Source organism: Croceimicrobium sp., from assembly GCF_965228705.1.
Classification (GTDB): domain Bacteria; phylum Bacteroidota; class Bacteroidia; order Flavobacteriales; family Schleiferiaceae; genus Croceimicrobium.
The window spans coordinates 733,820-751,279 of sequence record NZ_OZ245832.1 but is presented as its reverse complement, the minus strand read 5'-3'; the positions used below and the strand labels follow the sequence as shown (position 1 = coordinate 751,279).

Annotated in this window: 17 protein-coding genes and 1 other RNA gene; 6 read left to right on the top strand and 12 right to left on the bottom strand. The window is 42.5% G+C overall.

The window, feature by feature from the left end; all coding sequences use genetic code 11:
• Positions 1 to 3: 3 nt before the first annotated feature.
• Together mnmA and ACO05P_RS03270 are read right to left on the bottom strand one after the other, a co-directional pair.
• Entirely contained in the window at positions 4 to 1,188 is a 1,185-nt protein-coding gene (gene mnmA / locus ACO05P_RS03275; protein ID WP_421753357.1) for a tRNA 2-thiouridine(34) synthase MnmA, read from the bottom strand.
• On the bottom strand, positions 1,189 to 1,902 hold the full coding sequence (locus tag ACO05P_RS03270) for a toxin-antitoxin system YwqK family antitoxin (protein WP_421753356.1): 714 nt from the start codon (positions 1,900 to 1,902) through the stop codon (positions 1,189 to 1,191).
• Positions 1,903 to 1,986: 84 nt separating this feature from the next.
• Between ACO05P_RS03270 and ACO05P_RS03265 the strand changes: the two genes are divergently transcribed.
• On the top strand, positions 1,987 to 3,447 hold the full coding sequence (locus ACO05P_RS03265; RefSeq protein ID WP_421753355.1) for an ArnT family glycosyltransferase: 1,461 nt from the start codon (positions 1,987 to 1,989) through the stop codon (positions 3,445 to 3,447).
• On the opposite strand, the gene ACO05P_RS03260 is transcribed toward ACO05P_RS03265, so the two are convergent.
• Genes ACO05P_RS03260 through ACO05P_RS03250 form a run of 3 tightly spaced genes read right to left on the bottom strand, consistent with a single transcriptional unit; the run spans position 3,438 to position 5,926 of the window.
• Positions 3,438 to 4,433, bottom strand: coding sequence for a glycosyltransferase (locus ACO05P_RS03260; protein ID WP_421753354.1), 996 nt, complete (start codon positions 4,431 to 4,433; stop codon positions 3,438 to 3,440). The two genes, ACO05P_RS03265 and ACO05P_RS03260, sit on opposite strands and share 10 nt — an antisense overlap.
• On the bottom strand, positions 4,423 to 5,382 hold the full coding sequence (locus ACO05P_RS03255) for a glycosyltransferase family 2 protein (RefSeq protein WP_421753353.1): 960 nt from the start codon (positions 5,380 to 5,382) through the stop codon (positions 4,423 to 4,425). The genes ACO05P_RS03260 and ACO05P_RS03255 overlap by 11 nt, the downstream gene beginning before the upstream one ends.
• 16 nt (positions 5,383 to 5,398) lie before the next feature.
• Entirely contained in the window at positions 5,399 to 5,926 is a 528-nt protein-coding gene (locus ACO05P_RS03250; RefSeq protein WP_421753352.1) for a DUF4199 domain-containing protein, read from the bottom strand.
• Between the two features lie 92 nt (positions 5,927 to 6,018).
• On the opposite strand from ACO05P_RS03250, the gene ffs reads away from it, so the two are divergent.
• The 5 genes from ffs to ACO05P_RS03225 all read left to right on the top strand — a co-directional run bounded on the left by ffs (position 6,019) and on the right by ACO05P_RS03225 (position 11,337).
• An RNA gene (gene ffs / locus ACO05P_RS03245) (signal recognition particle sRNA small type) lies at positions 6,019 to 6,118 on the top strand.
• A 63-nt stretch (positions 6,119 to 6,181) separates the two neighbouring features.
• Positions 6,182 to 8,584, top strand: coding sequence for an ATP-binding protein (locus ACO05P_RS03240; RefSeq protein WP_421753351.1), 2,403 nt, complete (start codon positions 6,182 to 6,184; stop codon positions 8,582 to 8,584).
• A 28-nt stretch (positions 8,585 to 8,612) separates the two neighbouring features.
• On the top strand, positions 8,613 to 9,269 hold the full coding sequence (gene fsa / locus ACO05P_RS03235) for a fructose-6-phosphate aldolase (RefSeq protein ID WP_210758536.1): 657 nt from the start codon (positions 8,613 to 8,615) through the stop codon (positions 9,267 to 9,269).
• A gap of 4 nt (positions 9,270 to 9,273) precedes the next feature.
• Positions 9,274 to 9,897 (top strand): L-threonylcarbamoyladenylate synthase, encoded by a 624-nt coding sequence (locus ACO05P_RS03230; protein WP_421753350.1) that lies wholly within the window; start codon positions 9,274 to 9,276, stop codon positions 9,895 to 9,897.
• Positions 9,898 to 11,337 (top strand): hypothetical protein, encoded by a 1,440-nt coding sequence (locus ACO05P_RS03225; RefSeq protein WP_421753349.1) that lies wholly within the window; start codon positions 9,898 to 9,900, stop codon positions 11,335 to 11,337.
• Here the strand turns inward: ACO05P_RS03225 and ACO05P_RS03220 are convergent.
• The 7 genes from ACO05P_RS03220 to ACO05P_RS03190 form a co-directional block, all read right to left on the bottom strand.
• The gene (locus ACO05P_RS03220; RefSeq protein WP_421753348.1) at positions 11,327 to 12,811 is read right to left on the bottom strand and encodes an NAD(P)H-hydrate dehydratase; all 1,485 of its coding nucleotides are present in this window, start codon (positions 12,809 to 12,811) and stop codon (positions 11,327 to 11,329) included. The two genes, ACO05P_RS03225 and ACO05P_RS03220, sit on opposite strands and share 11 nt — an antisense overlap.
• Positions 12,774 to 13,367: a dephospho-CoA kinase gene (gene coaE, locus ACO05P_RS03215; protein WP_421753347.1), complete on the bottom strand. Its 594-nt coding sequence runs from the start codon at positions 13,365 to 13,367 to the stop codon at positions 12,774 to 12,776. The genes ACO05P_RS03220 and coaE overlap by 38 nt, the downstream gene beginning before the upstream one ends.
• Positions 13,364 to 14,362, bottom strand: a complete 999-nt coding sequence (locus ACO05P_RS03210; protein WP_421753346.1) for a hypothetical protein — start codon at positions 14,360 to 14,362, stop codon at positions 13,364 to 13,366. The genes coaE and ACO05P_RS03210 overlap by 4 nt, the downstream gene beginning before the upstream one ends.
• A 70-nt stretch (positions 14,363 to 14,432) precedes the next feature.
• Entirely contained in the window at positions 14,433 to 14,792 is a 360-nt protein-coding gene (gene yajC, locus ACO05P_RS03205; protein WP_421753345.1) for a preprotein translocase subunit YajC, read from the bottom strand.
• A gap of 1 nt (position 14,793) precedes the next feature.
• A complete protein-coding gene (locus ACO05P_RS03200; protein WP_421753344.1) occupies positions 14,794 to 15,330 on the bottom strand; it encodes a DUF1573 domain-containing protein in 537 nt (178 codons plus the stop codon).
• Between the two features lie 48 nt (positions 15,331 to 15,378).
• Entirely contained in the window at positions 15,379 to 16,320 is a 942-nt protein-coding gene (gene nusB / locus ACO05P_RS03195; RefSeq protein ID WP_421753343.1) for a transcription antitermination factor NusB, read from the bottom strand.
• 3 nt (positions 16,321 to 16,323) lie between these two features.
• A complete protein-coding gene (locus ACO05P_RS03190; RefSeq protein WP_421753342.1) occupies positions 16,324 to 17,418 on the bottom strand; it encodes a Glu/Leu/Phe/Val family dehydrogenase in 1,095 nt (364 codons plus the stop codon).
• Positions 17,419 to 17,460 lie beyond the last annotated feature (42 nt).

Sequence of the window (17,460 nt, the reverse complement as noted above, 5' to 3'; positions counted from 1 at the left end):
TCTTTAAAATTGTATTACGCCGGATCCAATCAATTCTTCACCTTGATACCAGGCTACAAATTGTCCGGGGGTTACAGCCTTTTGGGCTTCTTCAAATAAGACGTACAATCCCTTATCCGTTGCATGCAAGTTTACCGGAAAAAGTGGTTGCCGGTAGCGAATTCTTGCGCTGTAATGTGCTTGTTCTCCTGATTTTAATGCGAGATCTTCTCTTAACCAGTGTACATCTTCAGCCGCTACAAATAATGCCTCCTTCCGCAATCCGGGATGGGCTTCTCCTTGACCAGCATAAATTAAATTATGCTCCGTATCAGTACCAATCACAAATAAGGGTTCAGGTGTACCACCAATGGCCAGGCCTTTACGCTGACCTATCGTAAAATAGTGCGCTCCACTATGCTCCCCTTTTACGGATCCCAAATCTGCACTAAAAGCAAAAGGTGCGGCTTTCTCCGACCATTCATTTTGTTCAGGTAGACGACTATAATCCTTTGGAATTTCAGTCTCCGCAGCAATTTCAATCACCTGACCTTTTTTAGGCGCAAGTTGCTGCTGAAGAAAGTCCGGTAAACGTACTTTCCCAACGAAACACAATCCTTGGGAATCCTTTTTATCGGCCGTTACCAAATCTAGTTCAGTGGCTATTTTACGCACTTCACTTTTCTGTAAATGCCCAATGGGGAATAAGGCCTTACTTAATTGTTCCTGATTAAGTTGACAAAGGAAATAGCTTTGATCTTTGTTGTTATCAACTCCAGATAAAAGGCGGTAAACCGTTTTTCCATCCACCTCCATTTCATCACGCCTGCAATAATGACCGGTTGCTACATAATCAGCCCCCAGGCTTAATGCCTTTTCCAGGAATACATCAAACTTAATTTCGCGGTTACAAAGTACATCCGGATTTGGGGTACGACCATGCTCATATTCAGAAAACATATAATCTACAATCCTTTCCTTGTACTCCTCACTCAAATCGATTACCTGAAAAGGAATCCCCAGTTTTTCCGCCACTAACATGGCATCATTACTATCTTCTATCCAAGGGCATTCATCGTGAATGGTAACCGTCTCATCATGCCAATTCCGCATAAACAAGGCTATTACCTCATGTCCTTCTTCTTGAAGTAAATGAGCAGCCACACTACTATCCACTCCACCACTTAATCCTACTACTATTCGAGCCATTTAATTTGCCTCTCCTCCTTTATTTTTTTCTTTAGGATCCTCAACCTTCCTTCCATTTTTCCAGACCTCCTTATGATCCAACTTTAAATCCTCGGTAAAGAAATACCAGGTGCCAACCATTAGACCGGACCGATAATGACCACGAGAACGGGGCTTTCCACTAGAATAAAAATAGGTCACCTCACCCTCAAGTTCGCCATTTACATATTGCCCTTCCGACATCTTACGACCGCTTTCATAATACTGTACCCAGGGACCAGATTTCTTTCCATTCTTATAAACTACGCTCTCAGCAGGCTTTCCGTTGGCATGATACTTTAAGGCTGGTCCATCCTGAATTCCTTTTTTAAAGCTGATTCTGGCGATCACATCTCCCTCCTGATTAAAATAAGTCCACACACTATCCTTCTGCTTATCTGTATACAAACCTTGAGCCGCCAATATTTTTCCTTCACCATACTGAAAGCTCATACAATTGCCAGTCTTCCCTCTAAAGACGTTAAGCGTTTGCAATTGTCCACTTTCGAAATAGTACTTAAAGGTGTCTACCGGAGTGCCATGGTCGAATCGACCCTGATAACGAAGCTTTCCATTATCGTGAAGTTTTTGCCATAATCCATGTCTACGACCTTGAGCATCAGTAGGACTAAGGTTTTCCTGCCCTGGCATAATCAGGGGGAAAAGGATAAGGCAGAGCAAGCTTATATTCTTCATAGTGCAAAAATACTAGCTTTAATTGGGATGCTTCAAAGCATAAACGATGCTTATCGATAAATTTGCGCTGTCTAAAATTAATTCATGGGGAAACAGATTCGCAAGCCTTATGTTCTTTGGCTCATGTTTGCTGTCGGTGCAGTATTTTTTAGCATCGTCATTTTCAGAGCCTTATGGGTACCCATCACCCACGATGAAGCCTATACATATCTGCATTATGTGCGTCAACCCTGGGCTGGAATCATTCTCTACAAGCCTCCCCACATTCCAAATAATCATATTCTAAACACCCTTTTAGCCAAATTGAGTGTTCAAATATTTGGATTAAGTGATTTTAGTTTAAGGCTCCCGAATGTTATCGGCGCTATTATTTATTTCCGCTATGCTGCCTTGCTGGCCCGTAAATTTCGATTCCCCGGAATTCAAATTTTAGCCTTCCTCTTACTTTGCTTCCAACTCTATTTTATTGACTTCTTTGCCATGGCACGTGGCTATGGTATGGGAATGGCCTTGAGCTTAGCCTCTATATACCATTTGTATTGCTATCGCGACTTAAATAATGGTCATCATATTTGGCGCACCTTATTATTTGCGGCCTTTGCGGTTTATGCCAATTTTACTTTCCTCTATTTTTATGTGGCCTTGGTGGGCTTGATACTTCTGCTTTATTGGTCGGAAGGGAAAAACCAAACTAAAAGTCTCGGTGTATTATGGCGTCCGGTTGGCATTGTAACAGGTGTCCTGGCCTTATTAATTTTCATACCACTTCGCAATATTTCCGGGGACCTGTTTGGCAGTGATTCCAATTTCTGGGAAAGTAGCATGCACAGTTTGTCCTGGATTTTCACCTATAAGCAACATTTTGATATCGGGCTGTGGATTAGTGGTTTTACGGCCATTGCTCTGGTGGTTGGTGCAGCCTTCTTCGCCTGGGATCATTTCCGAAAGGAAAGCCAAATTGGCTGGTACTTTTATTCCGAATTGCTAATCTGGCTACTTTTCACCGCCGGTGCTCAAATTGCCCAACATTTTATTTTGGGAACCGAATACCTCATTGGACGTACCGTAATGGTTTACGCTCCTTTGCTCCTCACCTATTTTATTTTCCTGTTTCAACGCTTAAACCGATATCGCCACGGTGAGCATTACCAACTGGCTTTAAGCCTGATATTGGTAATTGGCTCCGCACTTAATTTTCAATACCTCAATTTTAAAGAAGCCGTAGAATGGACCTATGATGCTTCACATAAAGATGCAATTGCTGACTTAAAAGAAAGCAAAGCCTCCCATTCCGAATCCTTTACTTTAGGAATCAATTGGTTATTTGAACCCGCTATGAACTTCTACCGCGAAAGTGAAGAATTAGACTGGTTAGCACCTTTAAGCAGAGAGGGTTATCAGGACAAGGAATATGATGCCTATTACCTCTGGAAGGAAAAGGATGCCAGCTTTATTCAAAAACTGGAACAAGAACAATCCGGCTATAGCCTGATAGCTACCTATGACAATGGAGCGGTTCTCTTTATCCGCCAGGATTATTTGTAGAAATTCTTTTCGAAAGCCGCAAACTCCCCCTTTCCTAAAATCAATCGACGGTAAAATGCTTTGATAAAGCCTAAACCATAGGAAAAGAGCTGGATAAAGGAAGCCAGCATCGCCAGGATAGCTACGTAGATGCTCTTATTTTGACGAAAGGCATCCATAAATATCAAGAGAAAATAGAAGCCTAAAAAGCTTAGTGGGATTAAAGTCCAGGGCATAAGCAAGAGACTAAAAATCACAAAAAGGCTAAAGCTGGCTGGAAAGAAATGTAAGAGCTTCAGGCTTTCTGGATGGCGCTTAAATAGGTTAATACGAGCGATCCCCGAATTATGCACCTGCTTATAAAACTGCCTAAAAGTACTGCGTCGCTTATGGTAAACATAGGCATCAGGGATTAAGGCGGTACTAAAACCCTCTTTCATCATTCGGATACTCATATCGATATCCTCACCAAAACGCATAGGAGCAAAACCACCGGTTCTCTCAAAAACTTCTTTGGTATAGCCCATATTAAAACTGCGAGGATGAAATTTCTCCACACTGTGTTTTCCGCCTCTGATTCCGCCTGTAGTGAAGAGTGCGGTCATCGAGTAATTAATGGCCTTCTGAATGGGACTAAAACTCGCATCCGCCCGATCCGGACCACCGAATGCATCTACGGGCTTTTCCTTTAAAAAGCTTTTTACAGCTTCGATATAATCAGGGGGGATAATACAATCCGAATCCAGAAAAATGAAATAATTCCCTTTGGCCCTTTCGGCACCATAATTCCGAGATTGACCAGGACCGCTATTGGGCTTAAAATAATAGGCTAAATTCAATCGATCCTTAAAGGAATCGACAATAGTATCGCTCTTCAGGCTGGAGCCGTCTTCAACAATAATCACTTCAAAATCCGAATCACTTTGCAAGCAAAGGCTTTCAAGCAGTTCGCGGATTTCATCCGGACGATTATAGAGGGGAATAATTAAGCTTAGCTCAAGATTCAAAATTGATACGCTCTTCGATGGTGTATTCTACCGGTTTATTGCTGTTGCGGATGATTAATTCGGCCAGAAAACCCGCCAAAAATAATTGCACACCTATTACCATCGTGGCTAAGGCTAAATAGAAAAATGGATTATCAGTTACCAGGCGCGCCTTCTCTCCCATTTGCAAGGCCACTAATTTCTCCACCCCAATGAATAAAGCGGCTAAAAAACCAAAGATCATCATCAAGGTTCCATACAAGCCAAAAAAGTGCATGGGGCGCTTAGAGAATTTGGATACGAAGGCCAGGGTAAGAAGATCCAAGGGACCATTAATAAAGCGGCTCAAGCCAAATTTGGTAGTACCATATTTTCGAGCTTGATGCTGCACTACCTTCTCGCCAATTTTGGTAAAACCTGCATTTTTCGCCAATACTGGAATATAGCGGTGCATCTCACCCTGCACATTCACTGCTTTTACAACTTCATTGCGGTAAGCTTTGAGACCACAGTTAAAATCGTGTAAGTGAATCTTGCTGATACGACGGGTAGCCCAGTTGTAGAATTTGGTAGGGATGGTTTTGGAAATTGGATCATAGCGTTTCTTCTTCCAACCACTCACCAGATCGAAGCCCTCTTCCCTAATCATTTTCATTAGGCCTGGAATTTCATCCGGACTATCCTGAAGATCAGCATCCATGGTAATTACCACATCGCCACTGGCAGCTGCAAAGCCCACATTAAGGCCGGCTGATTTACCATGATTACGACGGAAAGAAATTAAACGAACGCGCTTGTCCTTAGCGGCAAGCTCATGGATAACTTCCAAACTTTTATCGGTAGAGCCATCATTAACAAAGATGATCTCAAAATCCAGCTTTTCCGATTCCCCAATCCGGCAAATCCAGCTGTATAATTCTTTAAGTGACTCATCCTCATTAAAAAGAGGAATGACAAGAGATAAATCCATTGAGGGATATCGTATTCTAAATATCAGAAGGGTCTGGCTTCTGAACGATTAAACCTAAAACCAGTGAAATCAATGCTCCAATCAAAGCTGACGAAACAATCCCCATGCCTGCCATCATAAATGGCGAAGTAAACATACGAGTGAAGGATTCCGCTTGTTCCATTTGATCATCCCCTAAGCCTTGCTTAGCCCATTCATCATAAGCCGCTTCAATAATCTTATCTTGATATGAAGGGTCTAAGAACATCGCATATACGATAATCCAAAGTCCACCAATAATAGATGCAATCAGAATTACTTGCCATCCAGAGCTAAATGCAGCCCCTAATTTGATATAGCCATTTTGAATAGACTTTAATTTCAACATGGCCAAAAGTGGAAAAACTACAGCCATGCCAAAGTTCACAAACATCTGGCCCCAATTGCTAGAGTTCTGGTCACCAAGATTGTATTCTCCTAAGGCATAAAGTACTCCATATAACAGTACCAGGGATAAACCCATCATTAACCCGTAATTCCAAATGATCTGTCGACGATTGTTCATAAGACTTGGTTTTGAGGAAAAGCAAATATAATTGAATAATACGCCCTCTAGGCTTTTTCCTTCGCAGGATTTAGCTTAATTTTGTCGCCATAAGGCAAGTCCCATACAACCAGCTCCTGATGAACTCCCCCAGGGCGGGAACGCAGCAAGGGTAATCGGTCGTAGCGGTGTGATATGGATCGCTTGCCTTATTTTCTTCCCTTCTTTTTGTTTTCCATTTTTCTGTACTTTAGAGGAACCCCCAATCAAAACAACTTGAAGGCTCTTAGCATTCTTTTATTTAATATTCTTTCCTTTTCTCTACTGAGTTCCGGTTCTTCCTTTTATCAGCAGGCTTCCCTGATTGATTTACGCGAAGAATGTGATAGTCTGGATTGTCCTGAGCGCTATTGTGAAGTCTATCGCTACCTCGCCGAAAACCTCTACCTGCCCTTAGCAGACCGATTTCACTATCTGAACATCGCAGAGCAAATTTCCCTGGAGCTGGCGGATAAGCATAATATTTTGGCGATATACAGTCAGGCGGGACGTATGAATCTCGATAAAGGTCAATATGCCGCCTCCCTGGAAGCCTTTAGCAAAGGAATCGATTATTTAGGCTACAAAAATGATGAAGATTGGCTTCAACAGGAAGGCTGGTTTCTTACCGGTTACGGAATACTACTTTATAAAGTAAAGCTCTACGAAGACGCTAAAGGAATCTTTAAGGACTGTGCTCAGGTAATGCATCGGAATTCTGATACATACGGGGAAGCAGTGGCCCTGAATAATATCGGACTCTGTTATTCCAATTTGGGTGAACCGGATAGTGCCTTATATTATTTCACTCAGGCTTATGAACTTCGATTAGGCCTCAATGATAAGTTTCTACTTACTCATTCGATGCTTTATATCGCCAGAATGTATCGCCAAATGGGAAATCGATCCCGAGCCGATTCCGCGTTGGAGAAAGCGGCATATTACAATGATCTTTCTACAGAGTTCGAGTTTATCGGCGATATCCACTGCCAATGGGCAGAAATTGCCTTTGATGATGAGGACTTAATCAGTGCCTCATATCACTTACAAAAGGCCAAGGAAATGAGCTCTCCATTTAAAGACCTCACCTGGCTCAATCTAAAAATTCGACTTTTTAAGGAACTAAGTCTTAAAGACAGCCTGATATTCTATATCGATTCTGCTCTTAGTACAGCCCAGAGCTTTGGAAACCTAGACTTAGAACTAAGCCTACTCTACCAAAAAGAAAAGCTCTATCGCGAAATTGGCCTGGATAAAGAGGCGGACAGCATACTTTTAAGAGTGGCCGCCTTGAGTCAAAAATTGTTGAGGATCAAAGACACCATGCAAGAGAACTTAATGGTAGTTCAGGGTGACTTTATTGAAAATCGCAGTCGCCTCCAAAATCTTGAGGCCTCCTATCGAGAGAAGGAGAAAATCATTGCTTCCCAAAATACGACCATCCTTTTGGTAACCATTATTGCTTTAATCCTACTCAGTGCCTTTATTCTCTATTATCGAATTAATAATCGCGTACGAAAGCTGAGTCAGAATATTCGCATTCTCAATGAACGATCACGCCTGGCTGCAGAACAAATGACCTCCGGAATTTTAGCATTCGACCCCAATGGTGAACTCATTTTCAGCAATCAAGCCGCTCGAGACCACTTTCGATTTTTTGGCAATTTCGATCTGGAGGAAAATAAAGACTTCCTTTCTCAAATCATTCAAAAGGAAATGCTGGAAGATTGGCAATTGCGAATTCAGGAAGTAAAAGACAAGCAAAGTTTTCAAAATATGAGCTCGCGATTAAAAGACGATCGCAAATTTTATCATTTGGTCTCCATGCGGGAAATGAAAACTGAGGATCAAAAAGTTGGAGCAGTTGCCGTTATAACGGATGTAACGAATAGTCAAGAACGAAGCCTGGAATTAAGTCGTAAAACTCAAGCTTTGGAAGTTGCGAATTCAGCCAAAGAAAAAATGCTCTCTCTTCTGGCCCATGATCTTAAAGAAGGAGTAGTAAGCAGCCTGGAACTGGCTAAGCTTTCGCTTGATGGTGACCCGCAAGAACATGGTACTCATTTGCAACTCATCTATGAAAGCCTGGGACGCACCAAAACTTTGCTTTTTAAGACACTGGATTGGGTGAAGCATCAAAGTAATGGACTGGAGCTTCAGCGAAATAAGTTTTTCATCGGAAGATTAGTAGCTGATGTAATTAAAGAAAAAGAGGAAATCTTAATACAGAAATCGGTAGAATGTCTCAATCAGGTAGATCAGAATTTACAAGCAGTAGCTGATCCTAATGCGCTGCGGGTAATTCTGCGAAACTTGATTGGAAATGCCATCAAATTTGTGGAACCTAAAGTTGGTAGAGTTCAAATCCAAAGTCGCCGAATTAATTCCGCCAAAATCGAGATTGCTATTGTGGATAATGGTCGCGGTATGACCCCGGTGCAAATTGCCAACTTATTGGGAGGTGAAAAGCTCAATAGTACCAAAGGCACCATGGGCGAAGAAGGGACAGGTATGGGATTGCATTTTTGCCAGGATTTACTCTATAAGATGGGCAGTACTTTACAGGTGGAGAGCAGTTTAAATTTAGGAACAGTCTTTTACTTTAGTCTGGATTGTCCGCAAAGAGCTGCCAAACAATAGTTACTTTTGCCAAAATTTTACATTAAGCATGAAGTTTTTCATCGACACTGCAAACCTGGAGCAAATTAAAGAAGCACAGGAACTGGGCGTTTTAGATGGGGTTACCACTAATCCTTCCCTTATGGCCAAAGAAGGTATCACCGGAGCAGAAAATATTACTGCTCACTACAAAGCAATTTGCGATATCGTAGATGGCGATGTAAGTGCCGAGGTAATTAGCACCGACTTCGAAGGAATGGTACGCGAAGGCGAGGCCCTGGCGGCTCTTCACCCTCAAATCGTGGTTAAAATTCCAATGATTCGCGATGGTGTTAAGGCCCTTAAATATTTCTCAGATCAGGGAATCAAAACCAACTGTACCTTAGTATTTAGCGCGGGTCAAGCTTTATTAGCCGCTAAAGCAGGTGCTACATACGTATCTCCCTTCATCGGTCGTTTGGATGACATTTCTACCGATGGATTGCAATTGATCGAAGAGATTCGCTTGATTTATGATAACTATGATTTCGAAACTGAAATCTTAGCCGCCTCTGTACGTCATACCATGCACGTATTGGAATGCGCTAAAATTGGTGCTGATGTAATTACCGGACCATTGTCTAGCATCACCGGATTATTAAATCACCCTTTGACCGATATTGGCTTAGAGAAATTCTTGGCTGATTACCGTAAAGGAAACGGATAAAAAAATGGCTGAGATCGTACGGATCTATCCAGAAAACCCTAACCCCCGCGAAATAGCCCGAGTAGTAGAGGTTTTAGATCGCGGGGGGATTATTGTTTATCCAACCGATACAGTTTATTCTTTCGGTTGTGATATCAGTAAACCCAAGGCTATTGAAAGGGTAGCCAGATTAAAAGGCTTAAAGCCTGAAAAGGCCGAATTTGCCTTGATCTTCCCCGATCTCAGCATTTTAAGTTCCTATACCAAATCGGTAGACACCCCTACTTATAAAATTCTTAATCGCTGCTTACCCGGTCCTTACACCTTTATCTTAAAGGCAGGCAGCGCAATTCCCAAGATCTTTCAGAAAAAGAAGAAAACAGTGGGAATTCGAATTCCGGATAATAGCATTCCTCGTGAAATTGTACGCGAACTGGGCCGTCCGATTATTGCCTCTTCGGTACATGATGAGGATGAAATTGTCGATTACACTACTGATCCTGAATTAATTGCGGAAAAATTCGACAAGCAAGTAGATTTGGTAGTGGATGGAGGAATGGGTGATCTCTTTGCCTCTACTGTAGTAGACCTCACCGAAGGTTACCCGGAAGTCATTCGCGAGGGAAAAGGCTCACTCGACCTGCTTTAAATGCCTAAACTGTATTACTGGATACATGGAGCCATTTTCGGAATCTTAGTGATTCTGGCCATTCAGAGTCCGGCCGTTGGTGGTGAAGGTGATACCATAATGCATTTCTTTTGGGCACAGCATGTGTGGACAGACTCCGGGGCCCTTTTTAATTCTTGGGCGAAACCCTTTTTCACGCTATTTGCCAGTCCCTTCGCCTATTTTGGATTTACCGGCATCAAAATCTTTAATATCCTCTGTGGGGTATTAAGCTCTCTTTTTGCTACACTTTATGCGGCTCGCAAAGGCTGGCAGGCCTTATGGCTAATTCCCATAGTAGCCTTTTTAAGTCCGGCTTTTAGCTCCTATCTCAATAGCGGCTTAACCGAACCCTTTGCCGCCTTGTGTCTCATACTCTGTCTCTATTTTTTAGATCTAGGCAAAAAGAATAAGAAGTACTTAATTGCCGCTTATAGTTTGGTCTCTTTCCTCCCCTTTTGTCGTGGCGAAGCGCAGGTTCTCATCCCGGTCTTTTTAGTATATGGCTTACTTAATAAACAGTTTCGCTATCTGCCTTTAATCTTAGTTGGTTCCATTGTATATGGCTTTTTTGGTTCCTTTTACCATCAGGGCGATTGGTTGTGGTTTTATCAAAAAGCCTATGTTGCCGGAGCCAGTGTTTATGGTAAAGGCGATTGGACTCATTATTTTAAGCGCATGGGAATTATGATGGGCGCCATCTATTTCCTACTTATTTTGGCCGGTTCCATCATTAGTATTTACTGGCTATTTAAAAAGAAAGACTGGTGGCGACAGGACTTTCTCTTGCTATTTGGAAGTGCCTGGGGATTCTTTTCAGCCCACAGCATGGTTTGGGCCTTGGGACTTTATGCATCCGCCGGTTTAGAGCGAGTATTACTAATGGTTTTTCCCCTCTTTTGGTTAATGGCCCTTCTGCCCTTCCAACTATTTTGGTCTAAATTAAAAGCTAAACAGGGCTATGCTATTTTAGGACTCATCGCTATCCTTGGAATCCTTAATCTGTTTACAGATAGTCGCGCTGAGCCTTATCGAAAGACTGCCTGGGACTTAGGTCCCTATCAAACCTTCCTTCATAACCAGGTTTATCCCTTTTTAAAGGAGCGTTATCCCGATTTAGAATCGCGCCATCTGGTAAATGATTTGCCTTATCTAGCCATGCTGAGCGGCCATAATCCCCTCAATATTAAGGAGCAATCCAATTGGCAAAGAGTACAAAAAGATATTTGGCAACAAATGCATCGCTCCAGTATTTATATCTGGGACAGCCATAATGTGCCTTTCTACACCGGGCTGAATGAAGAGAAGATTCGTGAAATAGACTGGTTAACTCTCATTAAAAGCTGGGAAATGGGTGGTCGAAAGTACATCCTTCTCGAAGCCAATGAGCGCTATCCTTTTCCAGATGCCCCTAAAAACTAGCGTAGGCCTTTCCTATCTGATTTAGAATATCAGAACTAAGTACCGCATGTGGTGAAGCAAGTTCTTGTTCAGCAATTTGTGCTGCTCTCCCTTGCAAGGCCATGCCTAAACCTACTGCTTGCTTGATAGTATAGCCCTGTGCTAATAAGCCGCAAATCAATCCAGCCAATAAATCTCCGCTTCCTCCTTTAGCTAGAGCTGATGAGCCAAAATCAAAAAAGGTACTATCACCATTGGATTCTATCAAAACCGAAATACTTCCTTTTAAAAGCAGATTTAGGTGATGCTTACGGCAGTATTCAATCCCTAAATCCAATTGATCCGGACCAAGCTGATCCAAGCCTAATAAGCGTTTAAATTCACCAGGATGCGGTGTAAGAATCCAGTTTTCATTCGCCCATTGTAAATAGGATGGATTCTTAGCAATCAGGTTCAAGGCATCGGCATCCAAAACCAAGGGGCCCTGCCAGTATTGAAGAATATCTTTAAACAGGCTATTTACTGCCTCATCCTGGCCTAAGCCCGGTCCACATACTATGGCATGATACGACTCTAAACCCGGATTCTGAGAACTGCGCTCATACAACATCAGTTCCGGTAAGCGACTGTTGCAGGCTCCAAAAGTTTCTTTAGCCGTATTTAAACTAATTAGACCGGCCCCACTGCGCGCACAGGCTTCCCCTGCAATTAGGGCCGCGCCCATGGTATTCGGACTTCCCGCCAATAAATAGGCATGACCATAATCGCCTTTATAACTATGCTTTTTACGAGGCTTGATAATGGATTTAATATCAGTTAAGGTCGACCAATGAAAGCGACTCTCAGCAGATTGAATATAATTAGGGTGTAATCCAATATCCAATACTTCCACCTGTCCGGCTAAAGCCGACGTATAAGGGTGTACCAATGCCAATTTAGGGTATTGGAAGGTCAAGGTAAAATCGGCTTTAAAAACTAAGTCCAAATCACATTTAGCGATGGCATCGCCCATTAAGCCACTGGGCAAATCAATTGCCACCTTAGTTCCCTCTTTCGTGTTTAAAGATTGGATACAAGTAGCATAGCGACCTTCTAAAACCCGGCTAAGCCCCGAACCAAATAAAGCATCTACCCAAACCGTATCGTTTGCAAATTCATCTTGACTTATTTGATCCTTAAGTAAGTCTTGATAAACACTGCTTCCCAAGCGGTTTAAATTCGCTTCAAAGTCGGGAGAACCGGAATGATCCACCAAAAAGACCGATAGATTTCGATAGTCTTTAGCCTTTAATAATCGAGCTAGAGCCAAACCATCCCCTCCATTATTTCCCTTACCACAGATCAATACGATCGGTCTGGATGGATCAATATTTTGGAGAAACCAGCTCAGCAAGGCCTGGGCCGCTCTTTCCATTAAATCCAAAGACGAGATAGGCTCATGCTCAATCGCATAGCGATCAGCGGCCTGTGTTTGCGATATGGATAAGATCTTCATGAATTTGCAATACTTGAGGAATCAACATTTCCTGATGATCATTATGAATAATATAGTCGGCCAAAGCTTCCTTCTTCTCCTGAGGCCATTGTTTGGCCATGCGCGCTTTTACCTGATCCTGGCTTTCGCCTGATCGCTTCATTACCCTTTGCAGGCGCAGTTCCTCGGGAGCCGTTACAACTATAACCTTGGCACAATCCTTATGGGTTCCGCTTTCAAATAATATGGCTGCTTCCCGAATAATATAGGGCGCTTTTTGCTTTTGATACCAAGTTTGAAAAGCTCTGCCTACAGCAGGATGAATTAAGGCATTTACCTTCTTTAATAATTCTTCATCCTTAAAGATACGCGATGCCATATAAGCACGATCTACTCTTCCCTCTTTTATGAGTTCCGGACCCAGCCAATCTACTAATTGCGTCTGTAAGTCTGCATCCCTATCCAGGAGCTTTTTCGATTCCTCATCCGCTACAAATACCGGCACATGAAGATGCTCGAAAATCTGCGCTACGGTGGTTTTACCGCTGCCAATACCGCCCGTTAAACCAACAATCATGGCTTGCTAATTAGGTATTCCACGCGCTTGGGCTGCAATTGTAGGGCTCGAATTTGCGAGGGTGGATTTTCGGTACTCAATGATAAAAAACGGGTTTCCGGATTCTTCACAATTTCCTGATAATCTGCATAGACCTCAAATTCTTCCGGGCGAATATCTCGATAGTCCCTCAAAGCACAGCGGAAGGTAAGCTCCACCTGCGAAGGAAATAATTCCATTTGCACTGTATCTGGCAGATGTATGGCCGTTATGGGGATTTGCACCTTACCCTCCGTTAAGGCGGAGAAATAGAGTTTAAGCTCAACCGACTCCTGATTTAAATGTAAATGGGGATAGTCTGGTGCTATTAACTTCAGATCAAATTCGAGGCTATCCTGAGCTTCAGGTATAGTAATCATTTCTGTTTCAATATGATTCAATCGGTTTAAAACATTAGCGGGTGCTTCTACCCAAACCGAATCTTGAGCCAATTTAGGAGCGCCATATAAGACATAGGCATTGGTATCAAAAAGGGCCTTATAGCGCACTTTGATAGGCACCGCCTTAGTTAATAACTGACTGATTTTAAAGAAAACCGTATCAGGATGCACCTCTAAAATCCGAGTATTTTCATCGCTTAGCTGTGCTTCTAAATAATTACGAGAAGATTCACTGGTCCAATAATTTTGCCCTTTGCGGTTACTCTCCAAATTCTGCAAATCCACATCCAAATCCCGATAATTAAACCAGGCGTATTTAATGAGATTATAACCACTCCCCTGTAGCTTAATTTTCAAGGATTTAGGTGGTTTTTCTGTAAACACCATTCCCTTGGGTAAATCGCTGTATTCGATTGCAAAATCGATGGTGCTTACATAGCCGGTTTTGGAAAGCTTGATTAAAAACCAAAGGATCAATGAGAGCCCGATAAAAAGTAAACGCACCCGGGTATTTCCATCTAAAAGCCAGGGGGGGATGCGCAGCTTAAAGCCTTTGTTTTCGCTTTGTTGTTTCACTGGGATGAAGATACAATATTGCAAAAAAAAAGCCCCGGCAATGCCGAGGCCTTTATAAGCTTGAGACGATTTATTTCTCGTCTTCTTTTTCTTCTTTTTTGGCTTTCTTATCCTTCTTTTCATCAGGTAGATAAGAAGCACTTTGCTCTTTACTTACAGCAGCACGATCGATCTTTAAACGGCTGTTTTCACTTTCGATAATCAGGATATTATCCTGAACCTCCAGAATTTTGCCGTGAATACCCGAAGTAGTAACTACGCGCATTCCTTTTTGCAGACCTTCTTGCTGAAATTTACGTTCCTCCTTCTGACGTTTCATCTGAGGACGGAAAAAGAAAACGTACATCACCAGAATCACCAGAGCGAACATGATCAATTGATTGTTCATCATTCCGGGAGCTGGTTCTTGTAAAAAAATATAATTCATCATTTTATCCTTGTTGCTCTTCAGCTTGCTTAGGCTTAGGATTTACCATAGCATTAATGCGAAGAATCTTTTTATTAGGAACGGTGTTCGCGTTAAGGGTTACAGTTTTAGCTTGGTTACCGGGACGACCGTTAGAATTGAATTCAACGTGAATAATTCCGGTTTCACCTGGAGCGATTGGCTCACGAGGCCATTGTGGCACGGTACAACCGCAGCTTCCACTGGCATTTGAAATAATTAAAGGTGCCTCACCCGTGTTGGTAAATTCGAAATCGTATTTCGCCAAAGTACCTTCTTCGATCGTTCCGAAATCGTGGTTTTCCTTCTCAAACTTAAATTCAGGAAGCTTGGCATTAGGATCAACCTTAACGCTGATTTCCTGGTTTGCGTTTTGATTTGTGGCGTTTACAGAATTGCTGGTATTTGCACTGCTACTTGCACTATCATCTGCTCCGTTGCGAATCTTGCTGGCTGCATTATCACAAGAGCTGCTGATCATAGCTAATCCGATCATGCCGGAAAATAGGAGTCTTCTGGTCATTTTGTTGTTTTTACTGTTAGCAATATTAAAGATTCATCAAGAACTATGCTACAAGAGGCCTCTGCCAATTTTGCGAATTTCTCCTGAATCTGTCATTTCCTGTTGAAGCTTATCTAGAATTCCATTGACGAATTGACCGCTTCTGCGCGTACTGTACTGCTTAGCCAATTCAATGTACTCGTTTAAGGTTACCTTCACCGGAATCTGATTGAAAGTGACTAATTCGGCCAAAGCCATTTTCATCAAAATCTGATCAATTGCGGCAATACGGTCACCTTCCCAATGTTCGGCTTTCTCCAAAATCTTAGATTCAAACTTTTCACCTTCATTCACGCTGATGCGAAATAACTTAAGGGCAAAGTCCAAATCCTCTTGATTTTTGATCAAAGGAATTAAGCTCGATTCTTGTTCGCGTTTCGTATCGAAGCTGGTAATCGTTTTTACCACCATAGCCTGGGCCGCATCTAAATCATCCGACCAAAACATATTGCGCGCTTCGTATACCTCGTGCAAATCGTCATTTTCTGCCAGATAAGTACCATAAAGGTATTTTACCAATTTGCGGTCTTCCTTCAGATCATTATGATCAGCCTCCATATAAAGCTGAAAACGCTCATCTTCCAGAATATCGCGGAAAATCTTGCGAATCAATTCCTTTTCATCACCAAACTTAATATGCAGATCTTCTACCTCCTGCTTAAAACGTGGATTGCGTTCCAACCAACTTAAAAAGCGGTTTTCAACAAAGCGCAAATTCGGATTGAGGTCTTCTTGACTGGGTAATCGTTTTTGGCGATTAATCTCTAAGCGTTCTTTTGCGAAGCGATGGATTAATACCAAAGCCGCCAAATCGTAGAGATACAATCGATAAATCTCGTCAATAGACTGACGCAGTTGCTTCTCTGCTTTAATCAATCCCCTTTGAGGATCATAAGCATAGGCATATAGCGCCTGGAAAACCTTAATTCGCAGGTGGCGTCGTGTGAGCATATTTTAGTTTCGCTGGGCTTTCGCTTGTTCAATTCGTTCCTGAGCAATCTTCAATGCAGCCTGGTGAGGAGTAATATTCTCCAATTCGGCAGTACGGAAGATTTGTAAGGTAGTATGGTAAATGTTTTCAGTACGACGTAGAGCCTCTTCGCGGTCGTATTTAACGATCTCAGAGTACACATTAATCAAACCTCCAGCATTAATCAAGAAGTCAGGAGCATAAAGAATCCCTTTTTGTTTCAAGGTTTCTCCATCGCGCCATTCGTCTGCCAACTGATTGTTAGCAGCACCGGCGATTACCTGAGCACTTAATTTCTTAATGCTGTCTGGATTTACGGTAGCACCTAAAGCACAAGGAGCATAGATATCGTATTCAGCAGCAAACACATCTCCTTCATGGATTTGTGCCCCGTATTGTTTAGCCACTTCTTCCATACGATCACGATGAATGTCGTTGATCAATACCGTAGCACCGGCTTCGGTTAAGTGTTTCACCAAGGTTTCGCCTACATGGCCAATACCTTGCACCATAACGCGCTTACCGCCTAAATCGCTGGAACCGAATTTGTATTCAGCGGCGGCTTTCATACCCATAAATACACCATAAGCCGTAACAGGAGATGGATCGCCAGACCCCCCCATTTCTACCGGAATACCGGTTACATGGTCAGTTTTGCTTTTAACCATTTCCATATCATGGGTATTGATACCCACATCTTCGGCAGTGATATAGCGACCGGAAAGTGAATTTACATATTCACCAAACTTTTGCATCAAAGCATCGGTCTTATCTTTTCGGCTGTCGCCGATAATTACTGCTTTACCTCCTCCCAGGTTCAATCCACTGATGGAGGCCTTAAAGGTCATACCACGGGAGAGACGTAAAACATCGCGGATGGCTTCCGACTCGTGATTATAATTCCACATACGAGTACCGCCTAATGCCGGTCCCAAAGTGGTGTCGTGAATACCAATAATGGCCTTTAAGCCAGTCTCACGGTCATTGCAAAAAACCACCTGTTCGTGGTCCTTGAAGGCGCTGGCAGAGAATACTGCGCCGTCTACCGTGGATGAGTCAGTAAGTTTAAGATCGTTCATTTTTAAATGCTATGAGAGATAGAGTTAGACAAGCCACCTTAT

Excerpts from the sequence above, each read along its gene's own strand:
- ACO05P_RS03225 (WP_421753349.1), top strand. The coding sequence starts at position 9,898 with ATGCCTAAACTGTATTACTGGATACATGGAGCCATTTTCGGAATCTTA.
- ACO05P_RS03265 (WP_421753355.1), top strand. The coding sequence starts at position 1,987 with ATGGGGAAACAGATTCGCAAGCCTTATGTTCTTTGGCTCATGTTTGCT.
- ACO05P_RS03250 (WP_421753352.1), bottom strand. The coding sequence starts at position 5,926 with ATGAACAATCGTCGACAGATCATTTGGAATTACGGGTTAATGATGGGT.
- ACO05P_RS03270 (WP_421753356.1), bottom strand. The coding sequence starts at position 1,902 with ATGAAGAATATAAGCTTGCTCTGCCTTATCCTTTTCCCCCTGATTATG.
- nusB (WP_421753343.1), bottom strand. The coding sequence starts at position 16,320 with ATGCTCACACGACGCCACCTGCGAATTAAGGTTTTCCAGGCGCTATAT.
- coaE (WP_421753347.1), bottom strand. The coding sequence starts at position 13,367 with ATGATTGTTGGTTTAACGGGCGGTATTGGCAGCGGTAAAACCACCGTA.
- ACO05P_RS03220 (WP_421753348.1), bottom strand. The coding sequence starts at position 12,811 with ATGAAGATCTTATCCATATCGCAAACACAGGCCGCTGATCGCTATGCG.
- mnmA (WP_421753357.1), bottom strand. The coding sequence starts at position 1,188 with ATGGCTCGAATAGTAGTAGGATTAAGTGGTGGAGTGGATAGTAGTGTG.
- ACO05P_RS03230 (WP_421753350.1), top strand. The coding sequence starts at position 9,274 with ATGGCTGAGATCGTACGGATCTATCCAGAAAACCCTAACCCCCGCGAA.
- fsa (WP_210758536.1), top strand. The coding sequence starts at position 8,613 with ATGAAGTTTTTCATCGACACTGCAAACCTGGAGCAAATTAAAGAAGCA.
- ACO05P_RS03200 (WP_421753344.1), bottom strand. The coding sequence starts at position 15,330 with ATGACCAGAAGACTCCTATTTTCCGGCATGATCGGATTAGCTATGATC.
- ACO05P_RS03190 (WP_421753342.1), bottom strand. The coding sequence starts at position 17,418 with ATGAACGATCTTAAACTTACTGACTCATCCACGGTAGACGGCGCAGTA.
- yajC (WP_421753345.1), bottom strand. The coding sequence starts at position 14,792 with ATGATGAATTATATTTTTTTACAAGAACCAGCTCCCGGAATGATGAAC.
- ACO05P_RS03255 (WP_421753353.1), bottom strand. The coding sequence starts at position 5,382 with ATGGATTTATCTCTTGTCATTCCTCTTTTTAATGAGGATGAGTCACTT.